The organism is Paracoccus sp. TRP (genome assembly GCF_000185925.1).
Taxonomy (GTDB): Bacteria; Pseudomonadota; Alphaproteobacteria; order Rhodobacterales; family Rhodobacteraceae; genus Paracoccus; species Paracoccus kondratievae.
This window is the reverse complement of the sequence record NZ_AEPN01000002.1, coordinates 107,557-132,747: the sequence shown is the minus strand read 5'-3', so window position 1 is coordinate 132,747 and position 25,191 is coordinate 107,557. Positions and strand designations below refer to the sequence as shown.

Below are 25,191 nucleotides of genomic sequence, written 5' to 3'. Positions count from 1 at the left end.
TGCCCCTGCCTTGAATGTCAGGCGAGACCTATGCCCGACACGGCCGGGTTGGCAAGGGGCAGGGACCCCCGAAAAGGGTAACGCCATTCCAAACCGGGGCTGCCGGATGGAATGGCGTTCCTGTCTGGCGAATTACGCTGCGGAAAGTGCCGAGATGATCGGGCCGAAATCGGCCGCCCTGAGGCTGGCGCCGCCGACCAGAGCACCGTTCACATGGGGAATGGCAAAGATCTCGGCCGCGTTTCCGGGTTTGACCGAGCCGCCATAGAGCAGCGCAAAATCGGCCCCGTCGGCAAAGCGGGCGGCAAGGCGGTCGCGTATCAGGGCGTGGACCTCGGCGATCTGCTCGCTGGTCGGGGTGCGGCCGGTGCCGATGGCCCAGACCGGTTCATAAGCGATAACAGTATTGGCGGCCGTCGCACCCTCGGGGATCGAGCCTGCAAGCTGGGTCGAGATTACATCCAGCGTCTCGCCCGCGTCACGCTGTGCCTCGGTCTCACCGACGCAGATCACCGCGACAAGCCCGGCCTCATAGGCTGCGACGGATTTCGCCGCGACATCAGCGTCGGCTTCGCCATGATCGGTGCGCCGCTCGGAATGGCCAAGAATGACATGGCTTGCGCCCGCGTCCCTCAGCTGGGCTGCGGCGATGTCGCCGGTATGGGCGCCCGAGGTCTTGGCGTGGCAGTCCTGACCGCCGACCGCGATCTTGCCCTCAACGCGGCCTGCCAGCGCATGGACCAGTGTCGCGGGCGGGCAGATCAGCACATCGCAGCCCGGCCGGGGGTGATCGGCCAGCAGCTGGTCGATCTCGGCCAGCGAGGCCAGGGTTCCGTTCATTTTCCAGTTTCCGGCGGCAAGTTTGCGCGGGGCCATCAGCCTCTCTCCCTTATCAGCTTCCGACAGGGGATTAGGCCGCGCGCGTCGCGCGATCAAGACGGCAGGAGGGTACGGAACACGAACCTGCGGCGAAAGGTCTAGGCTTTCGCCCGCGAACCTTCGAGCGGGGCGAAGCTTACCGATTCGCCACAGCCGCAACTGTCGGTGACATTCGGGTTACGAAACTTGAAGCCGGATTCGAGCAGGCTGGTTTCATAGTCGATCTCGGTTCCGAACAGGAACATCTGTGCGGTGGGCGCGATCATGACCCGCGCTTCGCCCTGTTCAACAACCTCATCGCCGGGCGAAGCGTTCTCGGCCAGTTCCATGGTGTATTCCATGCCTGCGCAGCCGCCCTTTTTCAGCCCGATCCTCAGGCCGCGGGCCGATTTCTGGGCCATAAGCCGGGCAATCTGGCGTTCAGCCGCCGGGGTGATGGTCACGGGGGATTTGCCGGGGATCGAGAACATCGCACATTCCTTGTTCGCTGCCATTCATTTAAGTACAAGCTTGCCGCCACTCAAGGGGCCCGGGCGCTTGACACCGGCAACAGTGCGGCTATAAGCGCCGCTTCATTGGTGTTGGTGGACCCCGCAAGGGGAACCCTGTCGGGCCCTGGATCGCAAGATGCTTGGCCAAAGGACAACGCCCTTCGAAACTGATAACACGAAGGAGATCAGCGATGACCAAACGCACCGCTGCCAAGTACAAGATCGACCGCCGCATGGGCGAAAACATCTGGGGCCGCGCCAAGTCGCCGCTTAACAAGCGCGAATACGGCCCGGGCCAGCACGGCCAGCGCCGCAAGGGCAAACTGTCGGATTTCGGCACCCAGCTGCGCGCCAAGCAGAAGCTCAAAGGCTATTACGGCGACCTGACCGAAAAGCAGTTCCGCCGCATCTATTCCGAAGCCGAGCGTGTGCGCGGCGACACCGGTGAAAACCTGATCGGCCTGCTGGAGCGCCGTCTGGACGCCGTCGTTTATCGTGCCAAATTCGTGCCGACCGTCTTTGCTGCCCGTCAGTTCGTGAACCACGGCCATGTCGAGGTGAACGGCCGCCGCGTGAACATCCCGTCGTACCGCGTCAAGGAAGGCGACGTGATCTCGGTTCGCGAGCGTTCGCGTCAGCTGACCATCGTGCTGGAGGCCGTTGGCCTGACCGAGCGTGATGTTCCGGACTATCTGGAAGTGGACCACAACAAGATGACCGCGACCTTCGTTCGCACTCCGGCTCTGGGCGACGTGCCCTATCCGGTGCAGATGGAACCGAACCTGGTCGTCGAATTCTACGCGAAAAACTGATCCTTTCCGGATCGCAGTTTTACGGGGGCCGCTCCTTTCGGGGCGGCCTTTTGCTTTTGGGCTGCTGCGATGACAAAATGAACGCAGCCGTTCACATTCCGGCCTGTGTCTGAGCAAGTGGCTTGCAGTGCGGCGGTGCTTTCGGGAAAAGCGGCGCGCAGAAAGGACATGAGGCAAGGGATGCGTTCTTTTATTCTGGCTATGGTCGGGGTGATGGGAGTGACGACGGCGGGCGCGGCGCAAGAGCGACCGGGCAAGGAAGAGCGGCTGTGGACCTGCGACACGTCGATCGCGGGCGAAAAAACCGAGATCAATTATGTCCGCGATGCCGAGTTTCATGAAAATGTCGGCCGGCTGGAAAAGAACTTTTCTGGCTGGGGGCGGATCACCTGTCCGGGCTATGTCACGCTGCGCGAGATCCTGCGGCGCAATGAGATGGGTGATGACGGCAGCTATTGTCTGCTGTGGGACAAGGAAAATGACACCTACATCGGCGCGCAAAAGGGGCCGCGCAAAGGTAACGCCCTATGCCGCAAGACCCTGTGCGAGCGGGTAAACTCGGCCCGTCAGGCCACTTTCCGTAATGCCAATGCGCTGGCCGTGGCCGGTTATGATGCGGTGACGCAGCGACCGGGCGCGACGATTCTTGCCGCGACCTCGGGGCAGATGGTCGGCACGCTTGAGGCGGCGGGCGCGGCGGCCGCGGGGCTTGCCACATCCCCGGTTGCGGTCGGCTCGCTTGTCATCGGAACGGCCGCCGCCGGTGGGGCCATGTGGTATTGTGCCGAGGAATAGGGGGCACGCAACCCGGGCCGGACAAAGAAAAGGCCGCCCGGGGGCGGCCTTTCGTTATCTGTCCGGGTCCAGATCTCAGGACTTGGCGAGGTTGCGCAGCACATAGTGCAGCACACCGCCGTTTTCGAGGTATTCGATCTCGACCTCGGTATCGACGCGGGCCTTCAGCTGGATGGTCTTTTCGCTGCCATCGGCATAGCGGATGGTGCAGGGAACCAGCGACAGCGGTTTGAAGTCGCCTTCCAGGCCGCCGATGGTGATGACCTCGTCGCCCTTAAGGTTCAGGGTCTTGCGGTTCTCACCTTCGGTGAACTCCAGCGGGATGACGCCCATGCCGACGAGGTTCGAGCGGTGGATGCGCTCAAAGCTTTCAGCGATGACCGCTTTGATGCCCAGCAGGTTGGTGCCTTTCGCCGCCCAGTCGCGCGACGACCCGGCGCCGTATTCCACGCCACCAAAGACGACCAGCGGCGTACCCTCGGCCTGATAGGCCATGGCGGCGTCAAAGATCGAGGTCTGCTGACCATCAGGGCCTTTGGTGTAGCCGCCTTCGACACCCTCCAGCATCTCGTTGCGGATGCGGATGTTGGCAAAGGTACCGCGCATCATGACTTCGTGGTTGCCGCGGCGCGAACCGTAGCTGTTGAAATCCTTGGGCTGGACCTGACGCTCAAGCAGGTATTCCCCGGCCGGGGTGGTGGGCTTGAACGAACCTGCGGGCGAGATGTGGTCGGTCGTGATCATATCGCCCAGGATCGCGAGGACGCGCGCGCCCTCGATATTGGTGATCTGGCCCGGCTCTTTCGACATGCCGCGGAAATAGGGCGGGTTCTGGATATAGGTCGAGGTCGGCGGCCAGTCATAGGTCTCGCTGTCGGTGACCTCGACGCCCTGCCAGCGCTCGTCGCCCTTGAACACATCGGCATATTTCTTTTGGAAGGCCTCGCGGGTCACAGTCGCCTCGACCAGTTCGGCAACCTCCTGCGTGGTCGGCCAGATGTCTTTCAGATAGACATCCTTGCCCTCGGGGGTCTGGCCGATCGGGTCCTTGGTCAGGTTGATGTTGACATCACCCGCGATGGCATAGGCGACGACCAGCGGCGGCGAAGCCAGATAGTTGGCGCGCACATCGGGCGAAATCCGGCCCTCAAAGTTGCGGTTGCCCGACAGGACGGCGGTGGCGACCAGATCGTTGTCGTTGATCGCTTTCGAGATCGCCGGATCGCCCAGCGGCCCCGAGTTGCCGATACAGGTGGTGCAGCCAAAGCCCACGAGGTTGAAGCCGATGGCGTCCAGATCCTCCTGCAGGCCGGCGGCTTCAAGATATTCGGCCACAACCTGCGACCCCGGTGCGAGCGAGGTCTTAACCCAGGGCTTGCGGGTCAGGCCAAGCGCACGCGCCTTGCGGGCGACCAGACCGGCACCGATCATCACATAGGGGTTCGAGGTGTTGGTGCAGGAGGTGATGGCGGCGATTACAACCGAACCGTCGCGGATGGTGTAATCCTGACCCTCGACGGCCACGGTTTTGCGCACATCCGTGCCGTTGGTGATGACCCCGCCGCCCTCTTCGACCATCTCTTGGGCGGCGGCGGACATGTCCACACCGCGATATTCCGCAACCGTCTTGTAGAAAGCGCGTGCGGCAAGGTTCAGCGGCGTGTAGTCCTGCGGCCGTTTCGGGCCCGAGATCGCCGGAACGATGTCGGCCATGTCGAGATGCAGGGTGTCGGTATAGATGGGCTCGTAATCGGCACCGCGCCAGAAACCGTTCTGTTTGGCATAGGCCTCGACCAGCGCGATACGATCTTCGTCACGGCCCGTATTGCGCAGGTAGCGCAGCGTTTCGTTGTCGATCGGGAAGAAACCGCAGGTCGCGCCATATTCGGGCGCCATGTTGGCGATGGTGGCACGGTCGGCCAGCGGCAGGTGGTCAAGGCCGTCGCCGTAGAATTCGACGAATTTGCCGACGACGCCTTTCTTGCGCAGCATGGCCACGACTTTCAGCACCAGGTCGGTGGCGGTGGTGCCTTCCATCATCCTGCCGGTCAGCTTGAAGCCGACGACTTCGGGGATCAGCATCGAGATGGGCTGGCCCAGCATCGCGGCCTCGGCCTCGATCCCGCCGACGCCCCAGCCCAGAACGGCAAGGCCGTTGACCATGGTCGTGTGGCTGTCCGTGCCGACCAGAGTATCGGGATAGGCGACGTTCGCGCCCTGCTGGTCGGTGTCGGTCCAGACGGTCTGGGCCAGATATTCCAGGTTCACCTGGTGGCAGATACCGGTGCCGGGCGGCACAACGCGGAAGTTGTTGAACGCCTTTTGCCCCCATTTCAGGAAGGTATAGCGCTCAAGGTTGCGTTCATATTCCAGGTCAACGTTGCGCTGGAAGGCGCGGGGGTTGCCGAACTCGTCGATCATCACCGAGTGGTCGATGACCAGATCGACCGGGTTCAGCGGGTTGATCTTTTGCGCATCACCGCCCAGAGCCTTGATGCCATCGCGCATCGCGGCAAGGTCCACCACGGCCGGAACGCCGGTAAAGTCCTGCATCAGGACGCGTGCCGGACGATAGGCGATCTCACGCGGGTTCCTGCCGCCTTTTTGCGCCCATTCGGCAAAGGCTTTGATGTCCTCGACGCTGACCGTGCGGCCGCCGTCCTCAAAACGCAGCAGGTTTTCCAGCACCACCTTGAGCGAGGCGGGCAGCCTGGAAAAATCGCCAAGCCCGGCCTGTGTCGCGGCTTCGATCGAGTAATAGGCGTAGCTGTGAGAGCCCACCTGAAGCTGGCGGCGCGTCTTTGCGGTGTCTGTTCCTGTAACGATGGGCATGACTCGGCTCCCTATCCTTGCAAAAAGGTGGCTGAATGGCGGTGCTGCCTGCCATTTGCCCCTTTTCCACATGGGGATCAAGGGGGGTGCGGCAGATTTGTATGCAATTGTATGCCAATTTCTGCGCCCCGGGCGGGATGTGGGTTTTGCATCACGGTCGCGGGGTGAACACGCTGCACTAACAAAGCATTGATTTGTCGTTCCCCCATCACCCGGATTACCTGATGCGGATCGGAAGGGCCGGGAATACGGAAGAATATGGCGGCAAGGCGCATCAAGATAGCAGCCCGTGGGCAGGCGTGCAGGGCAGGGGTCCTGCCGGTTCTGGCCTGCGCTGCCGTGGTTGCGCTGACCGGGCTGGGTGTCCCGGCATTCGCGCATGAGATGGGCGAAGGCCCGGCAGAAGGCGCGACTCCGGTCTGCATATTCGATACCGGCGCTGCCGATGTCGCGGCCACCCTGTCGGGTCCGGGTGCGGAACTGCCCTCCTCGGGCGAGGGGGCTGCCCCGGCAAGCACCTTTGTCGAGATCGTCGATGAGGATGGCGTTATCGGTCTGATCGAGGCCCCGAAGGGTGAGCCCGGGGTGCCGGCCGACCAGTCGTCGCCGGTGATGCCTTCGGACCCCTTTGCCGCGCCCGGCGTTTCGACCTTTGCCGAGGTGCAGCCGCGTGCGCGCATGATCGGTCCGGTCGGTCAGCCCCCGGTGGTGGTCGAGCTTTTCACCTCGCAGGGCTGTTCATCCTGCCCGCCCGCTGATGAGCTGCTGGCCGATCTGGCCGAGCGCGAGGATGTGCTGACGCTGTCTTGGCATGTCGATTACTGGGATTACCTTGGCTGGGCCGACGAGTTTGCGCGGCCTGAATTCACCCTGCGCCAGCAGGCCTATGCCCATCAGTCCGGCGAGCGTGCGATCTATACGCCCCAGATCGTCGTTGGCGGGACAGATACGCTGATCGCATTGCGCCCGGCAGAACTGGTGGGGCTTGTCCAGACCCAGATGGCATGGCCGACGCCGGTGATGGTTTCTTCAAGCCAGGGCAAAGAGGGTTACCGGATCGAGCTGACACCGCGCAGCGCGATCAAGGATCGGGTGGCGATCATTCTGGTGCGTTATGCTCCACAGCGCAGGGTGGCCATCAGGGCTGGTGAAAATCGCGGCAAGGTCGTCAACTATCGCAACGTCGTGCTGGCGGCCGAGCGGATTGCCGAGTGGGACGGCCGGGCCCCGCTGCGCCTGACCGTGCGGCAGGACGGTCAGAACAGCACCGACTTTCCCGACGACACCCGCCATGCCATTCTGGCGCAAGAGCTGGGTCGCGGCGACGCTCGTATGGCCAGCGGCCCCATTCTGGCAGCCATCCGTCTGGACTAGGCGCCGCTTGCGCCGGGACCGCTTCCGGCGCAATATCGCGCCCCCAAAGCTGAGCAGGAGCCTCGCCTTGACCGAACCGCGCAAGATCAATACCTGGCTCAAGGCCGCACTGGACCTTGGCCCGCTGGTCCTGTTCTTTGTCGTCTTCATGCGGTTTCGGGATCAGACCGTGACCTTGGCTGGGCGTGAATATTCCGGATTCATCTTTGCCACGCTGGTCTTTGTGCCGGTCCTTGTCATTTGCACGCTGGCGCTATGGCGCCTGACGGGGCGGCTGTCGCCCATGCAGATCGCCACGCTGGTGCTGGTCGTCGTCTTTGGCGGGCTGTCGATCTGGCTGAATGATCCCAGGTTCTTCAAGATGAAGCCGACGATCATCTACCTGATCTTTGCCGCGCTGCTTGGCGCAAGCCTGATCCTGCGCCGCAACTGGCTTGAGCTGGTCATGTCCGAGGCCCTGCCGATGCGTGCCGAGGGCTGGCGAATCCTGACCCTGCGTATGACGCTGTTGTTTCTGGGGCTTGCCATCGCCAATGAGGCGGTCTGGCGGCTGATGTCCGAAACGGCCTGGGTGAACTTCAAGACCTTTGGCCTGCCGGCGATCATGGTGGTGTTTTTTGTGGCCAATTCGCGGCTGTTTGAACGCTATGCCTTGCCTCGCGACAGCGAATAGCCGGCCCCGGGGCCTTGCACGGCTGGCCGGGCAGGAGTAACCCGGCATCCTGACCATCAGGAGCCAGCCATGTCCCAGGAGTCGAACAAGCCTCTGCATCCGCGCACGCGCGCTGTCCATCACGGCATTCGCCGCAGCCAGTACGGCGAGATGGCCGAGGCCCTGTTCATGACCCAGGGCTTTTCCTACGACAGCGCCGAACAGGCCGAGGCCCGTTTCATCAAGACCGGGCCGGATGAATTCATCTATGCCCGCTATGGTAACCCGACCTCGCGCATGTTCGAGGATCGGATCGCCAACCTTGAAGGTACCGAGGACGCTTTTGCCACTGCCAGCGGCATGGCGGCGGTGAACGGGGCGCTGATGTGTTTTGCCAAGCCCGGCGATCATATCGTTTCGTCGCGGGCGCTTTTCGGTTCATGCCTTTATGTGCTTGATGTGCTGGTGCGTTTCGGGGTCGAGGTGACCTATGTCGATGGCACCGATCTGGAACAGTGGCGCGCGGCGATCCGGCCGACGACGCGGGCGGTATTCTTTGAATCGGTCTCGAATCCGACGCTGGAGGTGGTGGATATTGCCGGCGTGGCCGGGCTTGCCCATGCGGTCGGCGCGCTGGTCGTGGTCGATAACGTCTTTGCCACCCCGGTTTATTCGCGTGCCGTGCAGAACGGTGCCGATGTCGTGGTCTATTCGGCGACCAAACATATCGACGGCTCGGGTCGCTGTCTGGGTGGCGTGATCTGTGGAACCCGCGAGTTCGTGCGCGACGTGGCCGAACCCTATCTTAAACATACCGGCGGCGCGATCAGCCCCTTTAACGCATGGATGATGCTGAACGGGCTGACGACGATGGACCTGCGTGTTCGTGCCCAGACCGACAGCGCCTTGCGCCTTGCCTCTGCGCTTAAGGATGATGGCCGTCTGTCGCGTGTGATCTATCCCGGCCTTGCCGACCATCCGCAATATGATCTGGTCATGCGCCAGATGGGGGCGGGCGGCACCATGGTCGCCATCGACCTGGGCAGCAAAGAAGCTGCCTTTGCGGCGATGAACCGGATGCAGGTTTTCCAGATTTCGAACAACCTTGGCGATGCCAAGTCGATCGTCACCCATCCCTCGACGACGACGCATCAGCGCCTGTCCGAAGAGATGCGGGCCGAGCTGGGCATCACCCCCGGCCTTTTGCGCCTGTCGATCGGGCTTGAGGACGCGGATGATCTGATCGCGGACATCCGCCAATCCCTGGCCTGAGGGCGCTCTGGCGTCCGGAACTTGCCGGGCGCCCCCTTTCCTTTCGGGTCGCGAGCCCCCAGATTATTGCCGACCTTTAAGCGAGGACGACCATGACCGAGGCCCGCCCAATCGCCACCGAACGCGCCTATCCTGCGCTTAAGCGCGAATACCCGGCCGATTTCCGGGTCGATGACGCCTATAAGGCCAGCCTGCCGGACCTGCAGAACGGACCGGCCAGCCTGATCGTCGGGGCGCGCGCGCCGATCCAGCACGTCGGCATCTCTAACTTCCGTCTGCCGATCCGCTATATGACCCGCGAGGGCGGCGAGATCACGCTTGAAACCAGCGTTACCGGCACCGTCAGCCTTGAGGCTGATCGCAAGGGCATCAACATGAGCCGCATCATGCGCTCGTTCTATGCCCATGCTGACAAGCAGTTCTCAATGGGGGTGCTTGAGGCGGCGCTGGACGATTACAAATCCGACCTCGACAGTCTGGACGCGCGTATCATGATGCGGCTCAGCTATCCGATGCGGGTCGAGTCGCTGCGCTCGGGCCTGTCGGGCTGGCAGTATTACGACATTGCGCTGGAACTGGTCGAAAAGGCTGGCCAGCGGCTGCGGATCATGCATTTCGACTATGTCTATTCCTCGACCTGTCCCTGTTCGCTTGAGCTCAGCGAACATGCCCGGCGTATGCGCGGCCAGCTTGCGACGCCGCATTCGCAGCGTTCGGTGGCCCGGGTCTCGGTCGTCATGCAGGGCGATACCCTGTGGTTCGAAGATATGGTGACCCTGTGCCGTCGTGCCGTCGCGACCGAGACCCAGGTCATGGTCAAGCGCGAGGACGAACAGGCCTTTGCCGAGCTGAACGCCGCCAACCCGATCTTTGTCGAGGATGCGGTGCGCGCCTTTGCCGCCGAGCTGATGGCCGAGCCGCGTATCGGCGATTTCCGCGTCGTGGCCAGCCATCAGGAATCGCTGCATTCGCATGATGCGGTTTCGGTGCTGACCCAGGGCGAGACCTTCGCCCATGCCAGTCTGGACCCCGCGATCTTCGCCGGCCTCAGGGCGTAATGCTGTGGTTGTCCAGCGGAATGGCCTGTCTCCTGGCGGCCCGGCTGGCGGCAATCTGGCTTTGCCTGAGCCATCGCTATCCTGAATGGCGCCTGCGGCGGCTGGCCGAGGGGCGGTCGTCCGGTCCCCTCGCGTTCGGGATGCTGCACGCCAATCCGCTGTTCGACGGCCAGGGGTTTCTGGATTGGCACCACCCGCGCAACCGCCGCGAACGCATCCGGCTTTACGCGGTGGGTGCGGTTTTTCTCGCTCTGGCTCTTCTGGTTTTCTGGGGACTTGCCGCCGCGGTAGGCGGCATGTGAACGAAATGGGAACGACAGGCTTTCCCGAGCGCGGATGCGGGGCTATGGTGCGGGCATGAGCAATTTCGACGACTCGGACGCTTTCGAGGCCGCAGCCGCGCCGGTGCCGCTGTCCCAGCGGGCAATCGGTGCGCGGCCTGTGCCCTATCTTGACGGGCTTAACCCCGCGCAACGTGCAGCGGTCGAGGCGCTGGATGGTCCGGTCCTGCTGCTTGCCGGTGCGGGCACCGGCAAGACCCGGGCGCTGACCACGCGTATCGCGCATCTGCTGAACCTTGGCCGGGCCCGGCCGGGGCAGATCCTTGCCGTGACCTTTACCAACAAGGCCGCGCGCGAGATGAAAGAGCGCGTCGCCCGCCTTTTGGGCGAGGCGGTCGAGGGCATGCCGTGGCTTGGCACCTTTCACTCGATCAGCGTCAAGATCCTGCGCCGCCATGCCGAGCTGATCGGCGATGGTGAGCTGCATCTGAAGCCCAGCTTTACCATCCTTGATACCGACGATCAGATACGACTGCTCAGGCAGCTTATTCTGGCCGGGAATATTGATGAAAAACGCTGGCCAGCGCGTCAGCTTGCCCATTTGATCGACAGCTGGAAAAACCGCTGCCTGTCCCCGTCGCAACTGCCAAGGGGTGAGGAGCGTGCCTTTGACGGCTGGGGTGGCCGGCTTTACGCGGCCTATCAGCGCCGTTTGCTGGAGTTGAACGCCACCGATTTCGGCGACCTGCTGATGCATTGCGTACATCTGTTCCAGGCCCATCCTGATGTGCTGAGATCCTGGCAGGATCGGTTCCGTTATATCCTCGTTGACGAATATCAGGATACCAACGTCGCCCAGTATATGTGGCTGCGGCTTTTGGCGTCTGCTCATCGCAATATCTGCTGCGTTGGCGATGATGACCAGTCGATCTATGGCTGGCGCGGGGCCGAGGTTGGTAACATTCTGCGCTTTGAGAGTGATTTTCCCGGTGCGCAGGTGATCCGGCTTGAGCAGAACTATCGCTCGACCCCGCATATTCTTGCCGCGGCTTCGGGGCTGATTGCGGCGAACCGTGGCCGGCTTGGCAAGACGCTGTGGACCGAGGTCGAGGGGGGCGAAAAGGTCCGCCTGATCGGTCATTGGGACAGCGAGGCCGAGGCACGCTGGATCGGGGAAGAGATTGAGGCTTTCCACGGCGGGCATCGTGCGGCACTCGGTCGGCGCAATCTGAACGACATTGCCATCCTCGTACGGGCCAGCCATCAGATGCGGGCGTTCGAGGACCGTTTCATGACCATCGGTTTGCCCTATCGGGTGATCGGTGGTCCGCGCTTTTATGAGCGGGCCGAGATTCGCGATGCCATGGCCTACTTCCGGCTCGCGGTCAGCCCTGCCGATGATTTGGCGTTTGAGCGGATCGTGAACGTTCCCAAACGTGGTCTGGGCGAGAAAGCCGTTCAGACCATTCAGCGCGAGGCGCGCGAGCGGAATTTGTCGCTGCTGGAGGGTGCGGTTTCGACGGTTGCGACCGGCGCTCTTGGCGGCAAGGGTGCGGCGGCGTTGCGTCAGTTCACCGAGGCGATGGGCCGCTGGCATGCCGATGCGCTGGACAGTCGCGTCAGTCATGTCGAACTGGCCGAGCGGATTCTGGACGAATCCGGCTATACCGCCATGTGGCAGAACGACAAGTCGCCCGATGCTCCGGGTCGTCTCGACAACCTCAAGGAACTGGTCAAGGCTCTGGAAGAGTTTGAAAATCTTCAGGGTTTCCTTGAGCATGTCGCGCTGGTCATGGACAACGACTCTGGCGAGCAGACCGATGAGGTCAGTATCATGACCCTGCATGCGGCCAAGGGTCTGGAATATCCCATCGTCTTTTTGCCGGGGTGGGAGGACGGCCTGTTCCCCAGTCAGCGCAGCATGGATGAAAGCGGGCTGAAGGGGCTCGAGGAAGAGCGGCGGCTTGCCTATGTCGGGATCACTCGCGGGCGTGAGCTGGTGACGATCAGCTTTGCCGGCAACCGTCGCATGTATGGGCAATGGCAATCCAGCCTGCCGTCGCGCTTTATCGACGAACTGCCCGAGGATCACGTTGAGGTGCTGACGCCGCCCGGCCTTTACGGTGGTGGTTATGGCGCGGCGGCGCAGCCCTTTGCGCCCTCGGCTATCCATGAGCGTGCGGCGCAGAGCGATGTCTACAACTCTCCGGGCTGGAAGCGCATGCAGCAGCGCAGCGCCGAACGCGCGCAGCCTGTTCATCGCACCCCGATCGTGATTGATGCCGAACCTGCGGCGCGGTTTTCGGTCGGGGATCGGGTGTTCCATCAGAAGTTCGGCAATGGCACGATCATGGGCATTGCCGAGGATACGCTGACCGTCGAATTCGCCACCGGTTTCAAGACGATCAAGGCGGGCTATGTGCAGCCCGCCTCGCAGGCCGGTTCGGGTGGTGCGATGGACGACGTGCCGTTTTAAAGCGCGGCGCGCACCACCTCGGCCAGTGTCGCGGTCGGTCGGCCTATCAGGCCGGTCAGGGTGCGGCTGTCGTCAAAAAGCGCACCCTCCGCAGCTTTGGCGTCCCAGTCGGCGATGGCGGCGGCGAGCCCTTCCGGCAGGCCGGCACCCGTTAGCGCGGCGGCATAATCGTTCTGCGACAGGTTTTTATAAGGAATGGTCCGGCCGGTTTGGGCAGAAAGCTCGGCTGCGAGTTCCGCCAGCGTCCAGCCATTGTCACCGGCAAGCTCATAGACCTTACCAAGATGGCCTTCACCCGTGACCACTTTGGCGGCGGCCTCGGCATAATCTGCGCGCGCGGCGGCCGAGATCCGGCCCTCGCCGGCAGCACCGATCAGCGCGCCATGTTCCAGCGCAGCCGGGAATGCGCCGGTGTAGTTCTCGGCATACCAGCCATTGCGCAGGATCGTATGGGCAAGGCCCGATTCGGAGAGCAGCTTTTCAGTCACGACATGTTCATCGGCAAGGGACAGGGGCGTGCGGTCGGCGTGCAGCAGGCTGGTATAGACGATCTGGCTGATGCCGGCGGCCTGGGCAGCCTCGATCACGGCGCGGTGCTGGACAGCGCGTTTGCCGACCTCGCTTGCCGAGATAAACACCAGTCGATCCACGCCAGCCAGCGCGGTGGTCAGCGTCTCGGGGCGGTCATAATCAAAGGCGCGGGTCTCGACGCCCAGATCGACGGCCTTTCCGGGGTTGCGGGCCAGCGCGACGACTTCATTTGCGGGCAGCAGTTCTTTCAGGCGGGCGGTGATCAGGCGGCCAAGCTGGCCGGTGGCTCCGGTAACGGCGATGGTCATGTCATTTCCTTTCGCAAATGCTTGTGCAGCGAGAGGTAAAAGTATTACTATTAAAAAGTAAGTACTGACGGAGATGTTAGTGTGAAAAATTCTGAAACCGGTTGCCGGGGGAATCTGATGGCCGCGGAATGCCCGTCGCGCGATGTCTTGCGGCGGCTGACCGGGCGCTGGGGGATGCTGGTCCTGCGCGTGCTCTCTGACGGGCCGCAGCGGTTTTCCGGCCTGCGGCGGCAGATTGGCGGTATCAGCGAACGGATGTTGGCCCAGACTTTGCAGGGGCTGGAGGCCGACGGCATGGTGCTGCGCCGCGATTTCCAGACTGTTCCGCCACATGTGGAATATGCGCTGACGCCTTTGGGGCATGAGGCAGCGACGCGCGTCGATACGCTGCTTGGCTGGATCGAGGACACATTGCCCCAGATTGCGCAGGGTTGGGCACAGGCTTGACCCGGCCTTTGCGCGGGCCTATCTGGACCTTGCGCGGATGGCCGGATGACCGCGGCGGCAACGTCGAGGAAAGTCCGGACTCCATGAAGGTGCGGTGCCGGGTAACGCCCGGCGGGGGCAACCCCAGGGAAAGCGCCACAGAGAAGAGACCGCCCATGCACGCATGGGTAAGGGTGAAACGGTGGGGTAAGAGCCCACCGCGGGGCTGGCAACAGTCCTGGCATGGCAAGCCCCACCGGGAGCAATGCCGAATAGGGACCGCGCGTCGCAAGACAGGGCTGCCTTCGCCCCAGCAGGTCCGGGTTGGCAGCTAGATCCCGTCAGTAATGGCGGGACCAGATGAATGGTCATCAAAGGGGGTAACCCCGGAACAAAATCCGGCTTACAGGCCATCCGCGCATATCTGACCCTTTAGCCTTGCAGATCGGCCTGAAATCAGGTGATTCCCGGTTGACTTCGCCTGCTGTGCCGCTAAAAGGCGGGCTCCAAGAGAATTCCACGGGGTTCGCGCCATGCGTCTTGCCCCGCAGCAGGAGCGAAACAGATGGCGAAGCCGACGACGATCAAGATCCGTCTGAACTCGACGGCCGGGACCGGGCATTTCTATGTCACCAAGAAAAACGCCCGCACGATGACCGAAAAGATGTCGGTCACCAAATACGACCCGGTCGTGCGCAAGCATGTCGAGTACAAAGAAGGCAAGATCAAGTAAGATCTTCCTTTACGGAACTTTTCTGAAACCGCGTCCCTTCGGGGGCGCGGTTTCCTTTTATGGCCGTGATTTCCCGCCCTTGGGCGCGGCTTAATGAAAGTCGCGCGATTTCGGCAGGATGCGCACCTTGCGCGGATGGCTGGGCCGGGGCTGGGGCAGCGTGGCGGGGGCCTCTCCGGCCAGGCGCAACAGCGCGTCCGAACGGTCCCCCAGCCAATGGGCGATGACATGGGTCACGCCATCGGCGCGCTGAAGCTGGCCGCGGATTTCCAATAGGCGGGCGCTCATCGCTACTTTGCGGAACTGGCCAAAGGTCTTTGCCCAGATCACCAGATTGGCGACGCCGGTTTCATCTTCCAGCGTGATGAAACAGGTGCCATTGGCGCTGCCCGGGCGCTGGCGGACCAGCACGATTCCGGCCATGCGCAGCCATGCCCGGTTCGGCAGCCGTGCCAGAGCGGCGGCGGGCGTATAACCCTGATCGGTCAGGCTGCGGCGCAGAAAGGTCATGGGATGGGCTTTCAACGACAGGCGCAGCGTCTGGTAATCGGCGGTGACCTGCTCACACAGCGGCATGGCAGGCAGAGAGATTGCAGGTTCGGCCCCTTCGTCCCGGCGGCCAAAAAGCGGCAGCTCTGGCGCATCGCGCAACGCCCGCGCCTGCCACAGCCCCGCCCTGCGGTCGAGGTTCAAAGAGTGTAGCGCATCGGCGGTCGCGACCTGACGGATAGTCCGGGTATCAAGGTCGGCGCGGCGTTTCAGATCGGCCAGATCAGTATAGGGGCCGCCGCGGCGCGCCTGCACGATACGCTCGGCCGGGGCTCTGGCCAGTCCGTCGATCTGGCGCAGGCCAAGGCGCAGGGCAAAGGCACTATCGCAGGGCTCCAGCGTATTGTCCCATTCACTGATATTCACATCGACCGGCAGCACCGTCACACCATGTTCGCGTGCGTCGCGCACAATCTGCGCCGGGCCATAAAACCCCATGGGCTGGCTGTTGAGCAGTGCGGCAGCAAAGGCGTCCGGGTGATGGCATTTCAGCCAGGCCGAGACATAGGCCAGATGGGCAAAGGCCGCCGCATGGCTTTCCGGAAAGCCGTAATCGCCGAATCCCTTGATCTGGTTAAAGCACCGTTCGGCGAATTCGCGGTCATAGCCGCGCGCGACCATCTTTTCGACCATGCGGTCCTGTAGCTGCCCGATCGTCCCGCGCGAACGGAATGTCGCCATGGCCTTGCGCAGCTTATCAACCTCGGCGGGGGAGAACTGCGCTGCGACCATGGCAATCTTCATCGCCTGTTCCTGAAAGATCGGCACGCCCTTGGTGCGTGACAGGATGTTTTTCAGCTCATCGGGATCGCCGTCGCGGGGGCCGGGATATTCGACATCCTCCTGCCCGCTGCGACGCCGCAGATAGGGATGGACCATATTGCCCTGAATCGGGCCTGGCCGGACGATGGCGACCTGAATGACCAGATCATAAAACGTCCTGGGCTTCAGTCGCGGCAGCATTGCCATCTGTGCGCGGCTTTCGACCTGAAAGGTGCCAATGCTGTCACCTCTTTGCAGCATCTCATAGGTAGGTTGATCGTCATGGTCGAAATCCGAAAGCGTCAGGGTCTTGCCATGATGCGCCCTGATCAGGGCAAAGCATTTGCGGATGCAGGTCAGCATCCCCAGCGCCAGCACATCGACCTTAAGGATGCCAAGCTCATCAATGTCGTCCTTGTCCCATTCGATAAAGCTGCGATCCGGCATGGCGGCATTGCCGATGGGCACGGTTTCGGACAGAGGCCCCTCGGTCAGCACAAAGCCCCCGACATGCTGGGACAGGTGGCGAGGCATACCGATCATTTCATCTGCCAGCCGGACCGTCCGGCGCAGGACAGGGTCGTGCAGATCAAGCCCCGCCTGATCGGTCGAGGCTGCGCTCATATCCTTGCCCCAGCTGCCCCAGACGGTATTGGCCAGTGCCGAGGTCACATCCTCGGACAGGCCCATGACCTTGCCAACCTCGCGTATGGCGCTGCGGGGGCGGTAATGGATCACCGTGGCGCATAGCCCGGCACGGTCGCGGCCATGGCGCTGATAGATGTGCTGGATGATCTCTTCGCGCCGCTCATGCTCGAAATCGACGTCGATATCGGGCGGCTCGGTACGGGTCTCGCTGATGAAACGCTCAAACAACAGCTCATGCCGGGCCGGATCGACCGGAGTGATGCCAAGCACGAAACAGACCGCTGAATTCGCTGCCGATCCGCGCCCCTGATACAGAATACCCTGCGCCTTGGCGTAGCGGATGATATCGTGAATGGTCAGGAAATATTGCGCGATGTTTTTCTTGCCGATCACGGCCAGTTCCTTGACCAGAGTCGCGCGAACCTTTTCGGGCACACCTTCGGGATAGCGCCAGGCCGCGCCTTGCCAGGTCAGGTTTTCAAGATGCTCTTGCGGGGTAAGACCGGGAGGCACGCTTTCGCGCGGGTATTCATATTGCAGTTCGTCCAGCGAAAAGGTGCAGCTTTCGGCGATCTCGCGCGTCGCGCGGATGGCGTGCGGCCAGTCCGAGAACAGCCGCACCATTGCGGCCGGGCTCTTCAGGTGCCGCTCGGCGTTTTGGGCAAGCAGCAGGCCCGCGCGGTCGATGGTGGTGCCCTCGCGGATGCAGGTCATGACATCCTGCAGCGGACGCCGCTCGGGCGCGTGGTAATGGACATCGTTCACCGCGACGATTGACAGGCCAGCTGCCTGCGCTGCCCGGTCAAGGCGGTTGATACGGGACCGGTCGTCGCCGCGATACAGCCAGCTTGCCGCGACATGGGACAGCTGCGGCAGGCGTTCGGCAAGCCGGGGCAGGGACGTCAGGTCATTGCCCGGCAGCCAGATCAGGCGCATGCCTTGGGCGTGGCTGGCAAGATCGTCAAGGTTCAGATCACAGCGGCCCTTTCCTTGCCAGTGCCCGTCAAGATCATGCCGTCGTCCCTTGGTGATCAGTGACGCAAGGCGGCCGTAAGCTGCGCGGTCGGTCGGATAGGCCAGAAAGGCGCTGCCATCGGCCAATACGATCCGCGCCCCGATTACCGGACGCAGGTGCAATTGTTTTGCCGCCGCATGCAGGCGTACCACTCCGGCAAGGCTGTTCAGATCGGCTATCCCCAGCGCGTCATAGCCCAGATGACAGGCCGTCAGCGCCAGCTCATGGGGATGCGAGGCACCATGCAGAAAGCTAAAGGCACTGGTCACCGCCAGTTCGATGTAATCAGAGGGCGGGTTCGGGCGCTTGACCTGGGGCAGCGGGATCTGGGGACGGGCGTGATGTTCGGGCATCAGGCAAAAATCCCGTGCAGGAACCATCGCGGAGCGCCGCCACGGCCGTCATGGATGAGCCCCTCGCGATAGATCCACAGGCGCAGGCCAGTGTCATCCTCGATGCGGAAATAGTCGCGCAGCCGGGTGCCGGGACGGTCGCGCCACCATTCCGGCGCGATCCTTTCGGGTCCGGCATGGCGGGCGACGCGCAGGGTCTGGCGGCGCCAGATGAATTGCGCGGGCGGCCCCTCGGGAATGACGTAGAGGACGCGGATTTCCTCGGCTGGAGACAAGAGCCGGATCGGCCGGTCCGCGCGTGCAGGCGGGGCGGGAATGGCTGCAAGCGGCGGGCCGGGGATTTCGGCCCGTTCGGGGATGTGGCTTTCGTGTGGCAAGGGGCGGCTGATTGCGGTTGGGCCAAAGCGAGCCGCCAGCCTGTCCACCAGCCGCGCGAGTGCAAGGCCCGAAGGCGCGGCACCATCAAGGCCGGGCTGGGCGGCGGTCAGCGGCTCGACCGCCTCGGCGGCAAGGCGGATCAGGTCGAAACCATAGCCGGGGTCCAGCCGCTCTGACCGGCCGTCAAAAAGGCGCAGCAGATGCGCGGCTTCGCGCGTGGGGGCGGCCATCGAGACACGGATATCGCGCCGTTCACCATCAATGCGAAATACTGAAAGGCACAGCCGCCGACAGCCGCGATCCGCCGCCGCAAGCTGCGCACAAAGCCGTTCAAGCAGTTCCGGCAACCAGTCCGAAGGGTCGACGACCGGTTCGGCCAGCCGCGCCTCGGCGGCGAACTCTGGCGCGGGTTCGGGCGCATCCAGCGGCTCGGCCGCGCGTCCCAGCGCCTGATCCAGCCGGATCAGCGGGCTGTCCTGCGCGCCTGCGCGGGCAAAGCGGCGCATCAGCGACAGGCGCGGGATAGCCGCCAGATCACCGATGGTCTTTAGCCCAAGCCGCCGTAACAACAGCTGTGTTTCATCCGACAGTCGCAGCCCGGCGACCGGCAGGGGTGCCAGCGCCGGCAGAGGGTCAGTGCAAATCGCACGTTCTGGACCAAAGCGAGCCAGCGCCCATGCCGTGCCGCGCGTGGGTGCCAGCGCCAGTTTTGCTGTCAGCCCTGCGCGGGCAAAATGCGCCTGTATCCGGGCCAGCATTGCGGCCTCGCCCCCGAACAGATGGGCGGTGCCTGTGGTGTCGATAAGGATGCCGTCATCACCGTCCGGCGTGCTCCACGGTCCCCAGCGCCTCGCCCAAAAGGCAAGCCGTGCCAGCCTTGCCGCATCCTGTTCAGGTTCGGCCTGCTCAATGCGCAGCGCGGGGCAGATGGCGCGGCTGTCCACAGCGCGGGCCCCAATGCGAGCTCCGGCCTCTTCGGCGGCGCGGTTCACTGCATGAAGGACAGGGCCATGCGTGCCGGGAACCGAAAGCGCCAGCGGGACTGTCTCGGGCCAGTCGTCACCCCGCTTTGCGGCGCGGCTCAGCCAGCTTTCGATCGCCAGCCGGGGCAGAGAAATCGAGACGATCCGCCGCCCGGTCATGGCGCACCAGCCAGGTCGAGGGGGGCTGACCACGCGCCCGGAACAGCTCGGCCAGCCACAGCGGATCGCCGGGCGCATACGGGTCGTCGGGATCGGAGGCCGAGGGCAGGGGTGCCAGCCGCCAGCGCATCCGCGCTGCGCTGGCCTCGGGGCGCGCGGCATGACGGATCAGCCAGCAGGGCAGTCCCGCCGCCTCGGCCCGCAGCGCCAGCCGTCGGCTGGCGGTAAAGCTTAGCGCCGGGGTATGGCCATGAATCTCGCCCACCACGGCCGCAAGCGCCCGGCTTTGCAGCCCGTCTTCCAGCGCGGCCAGCACATCGGCAGGGCGCGTCAGGTCCAGCCTTAACAAGTCGCGGCCCATACCGGGCAGGAAGGGTGCGCCGAATTCGGTCCGGCTCAGCCGGTCTTGCACCCAAAGCACCAGCCCTGGCGGCAGTGCGGCCAGCACGAATCCCGGTGCAGCCCCGGTCAGGGGGCGGGTGCCAAAGGCTTCGGACAGGATTGGTGCGGTCAGAGAGGGCACCACGGGGACTGGCGCCCGTCCGAAAGGCGCCACCCCGATAGGGAAAGGGCGTGCGGACATGGTTTAGCCATATGTTCCTAGTTTGTTCTTAGCGCGCGCCCCGCAGATTCGTCAATCGCGAGAAAACAGGATCGCCCCCTTGTGAAAGCGGCCTGTCGTTGGCTGACGTGACCGGCACTGATCTTCTGGACCAGCGCACGATGGCGCTGGCTGCCCTGCGCCAACTTCGCCATGCGTTGCTGCCACCAGCATACGGCTTCCGCACGCGTAACGTCTGCTTAGCCTTGTCGGGCAGCGTATCTTTGCTGTCGACGACAAAAGCGCGGCGGAAACGTTCAGGGCGACGACCCAAGCAAGAGGTCATGCAAATGTCACGCAGTCGCGTAACCTAGCCCGTATCGCCGGTTGTGCTTCATACTGGCGGACGGATATACGGTGAACGGTCTATGAAGCTCTACCTGAGCAGCCACGTCACCCCCACGGGGGCCATCAAGACCACAGCCACCCCAGCATACTATGGGCGGGACGATGACACCAAGGGCTGCGGCGTCAGCAACCAGCGCAACAACGAGCTGAGTGATCGCCAAGAAGATTCTAGAGGCAGTGGACCGGCTTGAGCACCAGCGCGGGGTGGACATGACCGGCCTGGAACTGAAGATGCTGCCCCGCAAGATGGAAAACTACAACAAGGCGCAGTGCGACCGGATCAAGGTTCAGGCCGCCCTCGCAGGCGCAAAACTGAAAGGCAGACCAACGGCCTAAGCGCATGACAGCTAGTGGGGTAGTTATGACCCGGACTTGCGCAAATTACGCTACAATTTCAATATAATACATGGGAAAATGGCAGCCCGTAGGGGAGTCGAACCCCTCTTTTCAGGTTGAAACCCTGACGTCCTAACCGATAGACGAACGGGCCACTTTCTTGTTCCACCGGGCGCTGCCCTGCGGTGTGGGGCGGTATTTAGGTCCTCTGTCCCAAGGCTGCAAGCGGAAAAATCGTCTGGCTGCAAAGTTTTTCTGCCAGACACTTGCCGGGCTCACTCGACCGGTGCAGCATCATCAAGGCGCAGCCGCACGCGTTCACGCCCGCCCCATTGCGACAGCTCAAGCTTGCCCGCCAGATGAAAGCGTCGCCCCTTGGCACCCAAAAGCGCGGGACCCAGAGGGCCGCTCATCGCACCCCAACCGACGGCTTCCAGAACCGGACTGCCGGGGCTGCGGAAACGCAGGCGTAAATGGCTGTCGCCCATGGTTGCGGCGCTGTCGATCAGCTGCGCGGCAAAGGCAAAGCGTGGCGCTGGTGCCGCCTGACCAAAGGGGCCGGCCCGTTCCAGCATCTGCATCAGCTCGATGGTCGCGCCGGCAGGGTCCAAAAGGCCCGAGATGCGCAGTTCACCCGCGCCGGGGCGGTCAGACATCTCTCGTGCCAAAAGCTGCGAAAGCCGCTCCATCGCGGCGGGGATCTTTGCCTCTTCGACCGTCAGGCCCGCCGCCATCGCATGACCACCACCTTTAAGCAGCAGCCCCTCGGCCGTAAGGCGCTGAATGGCGCGGCCCAGATCTACGCCGGGCACGGATCGTGCCGAGCCTTTGCCGATGCCATTTTCAATCCCGACCACCACCGAGGGCAGGCCGGTCGCCTCTTTCACCCGCGCGGCGACAATGCCGACAACGCCGGGATGCCAGCCTTCGCCTGCCGCCCAGGCGACACAGCCCGTATCGCCAGTAGCCTGAACACGCGCCTCGACCTGGGCCAATGCTTCATCACGTACCGCGGATTCGATGGCGCGGCGGTCGCGGTTCAGCGCGTCCAGCTCGGCCGCCAGCCGTTCGGCCTGTCGGCTATCGGTGCAGGATAGGCAGAGCGCGCCCAGATCGGCCTTGCCGACCCGGCCACCGGCATTGATGCGCGGTCCCAGCAGAAAGCCGAGGTGAAAGGCATTCGGTGCCGAATCAAGCCGCGCTGCATCAGACAGCGCCACAAGGCCCGGTCGTTCGCGCCGCGCCATGATCAGCAGCCCCTGTCGGACAAAGGCACGGTTCACCCCAATCAAGGGCGCCACATCCGCGACCGTCGCCAGCGCCACCAGATCCAGCATGGGAATCAGGTCGGGCTGGGGATGACCACCCTGACGCAGCAGGCTATTGCAGCGCACCAGCGCCAGAAACACCACACCTGCGGCGCAAAGATGGCCAAGGCTGCCGTCCTCATCGGCGCGATTCGGGTTCACCACAGCCAGAACGGGGGGCAGGGTCTCCCCTCCCTGGTGGTGGTCCAGCACGATGACATCGCAGCTGGCTGCCGCCAGAGCCTCATGACTAAGCGTGCCGCAATCGACGCAGATAATCAGGTCGTGATCGCGCGACAGCGCCGCGATGGCGGGGGCGTTTGGTCCATAGCCTTCGTCGATACGGTCCGGGATATATAGGCTTGCATCGCGTCCCTGCCGACGTAGCCAGTCAAGAAGCAGTGCTGCTGAGGCGCCCCCGTCCACGTCGTAATCGGCAAATATAGCAATGCGCTGCTTACTCAGAACCGCCGCCACCAACCGGTCGGCTGCCTTGTCCATGTCGCGCAGTTGCGAGGGGTCGGGCAGCAGATCACGCAGCTTGGGATCAAGATAAAGCGGCGCTTCATTTGCGGGCACACCGCGAGCAGCCAGGATCCGGCAGACGGGCAGGGGCAGGCGGCTGTCCTGCGCCAGTGCTTCGGCAGTGCGCTCCAGCGCAGCCTCGGGGCCACGCCACAGCCGGCCGGTCAAAGAAGAGGTGACGGAAAGAAAGGCGGTCATGTGGGCTTCATCCCCCATGACCGCCTGCTGTTCAACCCTGTCCCGTGCTTAGCGGATCGGATTGCGATAGATCATGCGCCGCACCGAGCCGGTTTTTGAACGCATGAGAATGGTTTCGGTCTGCAGATAATGCGGCTCACGCTTCACGCCGGCCACGATCGAGCCGTTGGTGACGCCGGTCGCGGCAAAGATCACATCGGCGGTCACCATCTCATCGCGCGAATAAATACGGTCAAGATCGGTGATGCCGGCCTTGGCGGCGCGGGCCTTTTCATCCTCGTTGCGGAACAACAGCTTGCCCCACATCTGCCCGCCCATGCATTTCAGCGCCGAGGCAGCCAGAACTCCTTCGGGCGCGCCGCCCGAACCCATATACATGTCGATGCCGGTCAGTTCGGCCTCGGCGCAATGGATCACACCGGCAACATCGCCATCGGTGATCAGGCGGATGGCCGCCCCGGTCGAGCGGACTTCGGCGATCAGATTCTCATGGCGCGGACGCTCAAGGATGCAGACGGTGATATCGCCGTCCTTGACGCCGCGGGACTTGGCCAGCGCGCGCACTCGCTCGGCCGGGGACATGTCGAGGCTGACGATATCCTTGGGATAGCCCGGCCCGATGGCCAGCTTTTCCATGTAAACGTCGGGCGCATGCAACAGGGTGCCGCGCGGCGCCATGGCGATCACGGTCAGGGCGTTCGGCATGTCCTTGGCGGTCAGCGTGGTGCCCTCCAGCGGGTCCAGCGCGATATCCACTTCGGGCCCCTGACCCGAGCCGACCTCTTCGCCGATAAACAGCATCGGGGCCTCGTCCCGCTCGCCTTCGCCGATAACGACGACGCCCTTGATGTCCAGCATGTTCAGCTGTTCGCGCATCGCATTCACGGCGGCCTGGTCGGCTGCCTTCTCGTCACCGCGGCCGATCAGCCGCGCCGAGGCATGGGCGGCCGCCTCGCTGACGCGGGCAAGGCCAAGCGACAGCATGCGATCGTTGAAATCCTTGGGCGAGCTCATCCGAAAATTCCTTGTGATTTCTGCTTTTCGGGGCTTCTACGCCCCGGCTCCGGAACGGGCAAGCCTGCGTGCGCTAACGGGTCAGTTTTCCGCCAGTTCCAGCGCCAAAGCGTGAATACGCGGCACAATATCGCCCAGGGTGCGATGCACCAGCCGGTGACGTGCGACATGGTTCAGCCCGGCGAATTGCGGGCTTGCCATGCGGATGCGGAAATGGGTCTCTCCGCCCTCGCGCCAGCCGCCATGGCCGCGATGGCTTTCGCTTTCGTCAATGATTTCCAGACGCGAGGGCTCCAGCGCGGCCAGTCTTTTGTGCATTTCTTTGGCGATCATTCGCTTGCCCCCCTTTCATGTCCTGCGAAATAGCCTAAACTGCCTGTCCCGTTCAGGACAAGGCAGGCAAATGAGCAACAGCGACCCGTTCGGATTCGATATTTCCGCAGCTGCGGACAAAAAGCGCCGGGCAAAGGGCCGGCGTGGCATGTCGGGTGCGTTCGAGACCTCGACCCGGCGGTGCGACAAGGCCGGCTGCACCGAGCCGGGCCAGTATCGTGCACCCAAATCGCCGCGTGCGCTCGATGATTACTACTGGTTCTGCAAGGAACACGTCCGCGAATACAACCTGAACTGGAATTATTTCCAAGGTCAGTCCGAGGCCGAATTCCAGGAGTTTCTGGACAATGCCACGGTGTGGGAGCGTCCGACCAAACCCTTTGGCCGCGCCACGCAAGAACGTAAATGGGCGCGTCACGGCATCGACGACCCGCTCGAGATTCTGGGTGCGAACGGCACCAATCCCGAAGTCCGCACCCAGACGGCCCGCAAACTGCCGCCGACGGAACGCCGCGCCCTTGAAATCCTTGAGGCCAAGGAAACCTGGACCCGCGGAGAAATCCGCAAGCAATACAAATCCCTGGTCAAGGATCTTCATCCTGATATGAACGGTGGTGACCGCTCAGACGAAGAACGCTTGCAAGAGGTGGTCTGGGCCTGGGACCAGATCAAGGACAGCCGCAGCTTCAAGGACTGACCGAAAGAAGCCAAGGGCAACCCACCCTTGGCTTCTTTCGTGTCCAAATATCCTGGGGGAGCGCG

The 25,191-nt window shown here is 63.3% G+C and carries 22 protein-coding genes, 1 tRNA gene and 1 other RNA gene; 13 read left to right on the top strand and 11 right to left on the bottom strand.

Features of this window, described 5'->3' with window-relative positions:
- Window positions 1–132 precede the first annotated feature (132 nt).
- Window positions 133–876, bottom strand: a complete 744-nt coding sequence (tpiA, locus tag PARACOCCUSGL_RS0101890; RefSeq protein ID WP_010392485.1) for a triose-phosphate isomerase — start codon at window positions 874–876, stop codon at window positions 133–135.
- Between the two features lie 101 nt (window positions 877–977).
- Window positions 978–1,349, bottom strand: coding sequence for an iron-sulfur cluster assembly accessory protein (locus PARACOCCUSGL_RS0101885; RefSeq protein ID WP_010392483.1), 372 nt, complete (start codon window positions 1,347–1,349; stop codon window positions 978–980).
- A 212-nt stretch (window positions 1,350–1,561) separates the two neighbouring features.
- On the opposite strand from PARACOCCUSGL_RS0101885, the gene rpsD reads away from it, so the two are divergent.
- Window positions 1,562–2,182: a 30S ribosomal protein S4 gene (rpsD, locus tag PARACOCCUSGL_RS0101880; protein ID WP_010392481.1), complete on the top strand. Its 621-nt coding sequence runs from the start codon at window positions 1,562–1,564 to the stop codon at window positions 2,180–2,182.
- 180 nt (window positions 2,183–2,362) lie between these two features.
- Window positions 2,363–2,977, top strand: a complete 615-nt coding sequence (locus PARACOCCUSGL_RS0101870; RefSeq protein ID WP_010392479.1) for a hypothetical protein — start codon at window positions 2,363–2,365, stop codon at window positions 2,975–2,977.
- A gap of 75 nt (window positions 2,978–3,052) precedes the next feature.
- Here the strand turns inward: PARACOCCUSGL_RS0101870 and acnA are convergent, their stop codons facing one another.
- Window positions 3,053–5,809: an aconitate hydratase AcnA gene (gene acnA / locus PARACOCCUSGL_RS0101865; RefSeq protein WP_010392477.1), complete on the bottom strand. Its 2,757-nt coding sequence runs from the start codon at window positions 5,807–5,809 to the stop codon at window positions 3,053–3,055.
- Between the two features lie 258 nt (window positions 5,810–6,067).
- Here acnA and PARACOCCUSGL_RS0101860 point away from each other — a divergent pair, with 258 nt between their 5' ends.
- From PARACOCCUSGL_RS0101860 to PARACOCCUSGL_RS0101835, 6 genes are all read left to right on the top strand, one after another.
- The gene (locus tag PARACOCCUSGL_RS0101860) at window positions 6,068–7,183 is read left to right on the top strand and encodes a thioredoxin family protein (RefSeq protein WP_010392475.1); all 1,116 of its coding nucleotides are present in this window, start codon (window positions 6,068–6,070) and stop codon (window positions 7,181–7,183) included.
- Between the two features lie 67 nt (window positions 7,184–7,250).
- Entirely contained in the window at window positions 7,251–7,856 is a 606-nt protein-coding gene (locus PARACOCCUSGL_RS0101855; protein ID WP_010392473.1) for an inner membrane-spanning protein YciB, read from the top strand.
- 69 nt (window positions 7,857–7,925) lie between these two features.
- Window positions 7,926–9,107: an O-succinylhomoserine sulfhydrylase gene (gene metZ, locus PARACOCCUSGL_RS0101850; RefSeq protein ID WP_010392472.1), complete on the top strand. Its 1,182-nt coding sequence runs from the start codon at window positions 7,926–7,928 to the stop codon at window positions 9,105–9,107.
- Between the two features lie 92 nt (window positions 9,108–9,199).
- The gene (gene folE2, locus PARACOCCUSGL_RS0101845; protein WP_010392470.1) at window positions 9,200–10,165 is read left to right on the top strand and encodes a GTP cyclohydrolase FolE2; all 966 of its coding nucleotides are present in this window, start codon (window positions 9,200–9,202) and stop codon (window positions 10,163–10,165) included.
- A gap of 20 nt (window positions 10,166–10,185) precedes the next feature.
- On the top strand, window positions 10,186–10,467 hold the full coding sequence (locus tag PARACOCCUSGL_RS0101840) for a hypothetical protein (protein WP_010392468.1): 282 nt from the start codon (window positions 10,186–10,188) through the stop codon (window positions 10,465–10,467).
- A 55-nt stretch (window positions 10,468–10,522) separates the two neighbouring features.
- A complete protein-coding gene (locus PARACOCCUSGL_RS0101835; RefSeq protein ID WP_029371303.1) occupies window positions 10,523–12,922 on the top strand; it encodes an ATP-dependent helicase in 2,400 nt (799 codons plus the stop codon).
- Here PARACOCCUSGL_RS0101835 and PARACOCCUSGL_RS0101830 read toward each other — a convergent pair.
- The gene (locus PARACOCCUSGL_RS0101830; protein WP_010392464.1) at window positions 12,919–13,761 is read right to left on the bottom strand and encodes an SDR family oxidoreductase; all 843 of its coding nucleotides are present in this window, start codon (window positions 13,759–13,761) and stop codon (window positions 12,919–12,921) included. The genes PARACOCCUSGL_RS0101835 and PARACOCCUSGL_RS0101830 overlap by 4 nt on opposite strands.
- Before the next feature lie 117 nt (window positions 13,762–13,878).
- Here PARACOCCUSGL_RS0101830 and PARACOCCUSGL_RS0101825 point away from each other — a divergent pair, with 117 nt between their 5' ends.
- From PARACOCCUSGL_RS0101825 to rpmG, 3 genes are all read left to right on the top strand, one after another.
- Window positions 13,879–14,208, top strand: coding sequence for a helix-turn-helix domain-containing protein (locus PARACOCCUSGL_RS0101825; RefSeq protein WP_083825807.1), 330 nt, complete (start codon window positions 13,879–13,881; stop codon window positions 14,206–14,208).
- Between the two features lie 33 nt (window positions 14,209–14,241).
- An RNA gene (gene rnpB / locus PARACOCCUSGL_RS21190) (RNase P RNA component class A) lies at window positions 14,242–14,609 on the top strand.
- Between the two features lie 143 nt (window positions 14,610–14,752).
- The gene (gene rpmG, locus PARACOCCUSGL_RS0101820) at window positions 14,753–14,920 is read left to right on the top strand and encodes a 50S ribosomal protein L33 (protein ID WP_010392460.1); all 168 of its coding nucleotides are present in this window, start codon (window positions 14,753–14,755) and stop codon (window positions 14,918–14,920) included.
- A 90-nt stretch (window positions 14,921–15,010) separates the two neighbouring features.
- Here rpmG and PARACOCCUSGL_RS0101815 read toward each other — a convergent pair whose 3' ends face one another.
- Genes PARACOCCUSGL_RS0101815 through PARACOCCUSGL_RS0101805 form a run of 3 tightly spaced genes read right to left on the bottom strand, consistent with a single transcriptional unit; the run spans window position 15,011 to window position 20,350 of the window.
- Window positions 15,011–18,247 (bottom strand): error-prone DNA polymerase, encoded by a 3,237-nt coding sequence (locus tag PARACOCCUSGL_RS0101815; RefSeq protein WP_010392458.1) that lies wholly within the window; start codon window positions 18,245–18,247, stop codon window positions 15,011–15,013.
- The gene (locus PARACOCCUSGL_RS0101810; protein WP_010392456.1) at window positions 18,247–19,767 is read right to left on the bottom strand and encodes a DNA polymerase Y family protein; all 1,521 of its coding nucleotides are present in this window, start codon (window positions 19,765–19,767) and stop codon (window positions 18,247–18,249) included. Before PARACOCCUSGL_RS0101810 ends, PARACOCCUSGL_RS0101815 begins: the two co-directional genes overlap by 1 nt.
- Complete coding sequence (locus PARACOCCUSGL_RS0101805) at window positions 19,685–20,350, bottom strand: ImuA family protein (RefSeq protein WP_010392454.1); 666 nt, start codon at window positions 20,348–20,350, stop codon at window positions 19,685–19,687. The genes PARACOCCUSGL_RS0101810 and PARACOCCUSGL_RS0101805 overlap by 83 nt, the downstream gene beginning before the upstream one ends.
- A 516-nt stretch (window positions 20,351–20,866) precedes the next feature.
- On the opposite strand from PARACOCCUSGL_RS0101805, the gene PARACOCCUSGL_RS21730 reads away from it, so the two are divergent.
- Window positions 20,867–21,052 carry a hypothetical protein gene (locus PARACOCCUSGL_RS21730; RefSeq protein WP_138918261.1) on the top strand — a complete coding sequence of 62 codons (186 nt, stop codon included), beginning with the start codon at window positions 20,867–20,869 and terminating at the stop codon, window positions 21,050–21,052.
- Between the two features lie 79 nt (window positions 21,053–21,131).
- Here the strand turns inward: PARACOCCUSGL_RS21730 and PARACOCCUSGL_RS0101795 are convergent.
- The 4 genes from PARACOCCUSGL_RS0101795 to PARACOCCUSGL_RS0101780 form a co-directional block, all read right to left on the bottom strand.
- Window positions 21,132–21,206, bottom strand: a tRNA-Glu gene (locus PARACOCCUSGL_RS0101795).
- Between the two features lie 121 nt (window positions 21,207–21,327).
- Window positions 21,328–23,082 carry a single-stranded-DNA-specific exonuclease RecJ gene (recJ, locus tag PARACOCCUSGL_RS0101790; RefSeq protein ID WP_010392449.1) on the bottom strand — a complete coding sequence of 585 codons (1,755 nt, stop codon included), beginning with the start codon at window positions 23,080–23,082 and terminating at the stop codon, window positions 21,328–21,330.
- A 48-nt stretch (window positions 23,083–23,130) separates the two neighbouring features.
- Window positions 23,131–24,096, bottom strand: coding sequence for a class II fructose-bisphosphatase (gene glpX, locus PARACOCCUSGL_RS0101785; RefSeq protein WP_010392447.1), 966 nt, complete (start codon window positions 24,094–24,096; stop codon window positions 23,131–23,133).
- Window positions 24,097–24,177: 81 nt separating this feature from the next.
- Complete coding sequence (locus PARACOCCUSGL_RS0101780; protein WP_010392445.1) at window positions 24,178–24,429, bottom strand: BolA family transcriptional regulator; 252 nt, start codon at window positions 24,427–24,429, stop codon at window positions 24,178–24,180.
- 70 nt (window positions 24,430–24,499) lie between these two features.
- Between PARACOCCUSGL_RS0101780 and PARACOCCUSGL_RS0101775 the strand changes: the two genes are divergently transcribed.
- Window positions 24,500–25,126 carry a J domain-containing protein gene (locus PARACOCCUSGL_RS0101775; RefSeq protein ID WP_010392443.1) on the top strand — a complete coding sequence of 209 codons (627 nt, stop codon included), beginning with the start codon at window positions 24,500–24,502 and terminating at the stop codon, window positions 25,124–25,126.
- Window positions 25,127–25,191: the final 65 nt, after the last annotated feature.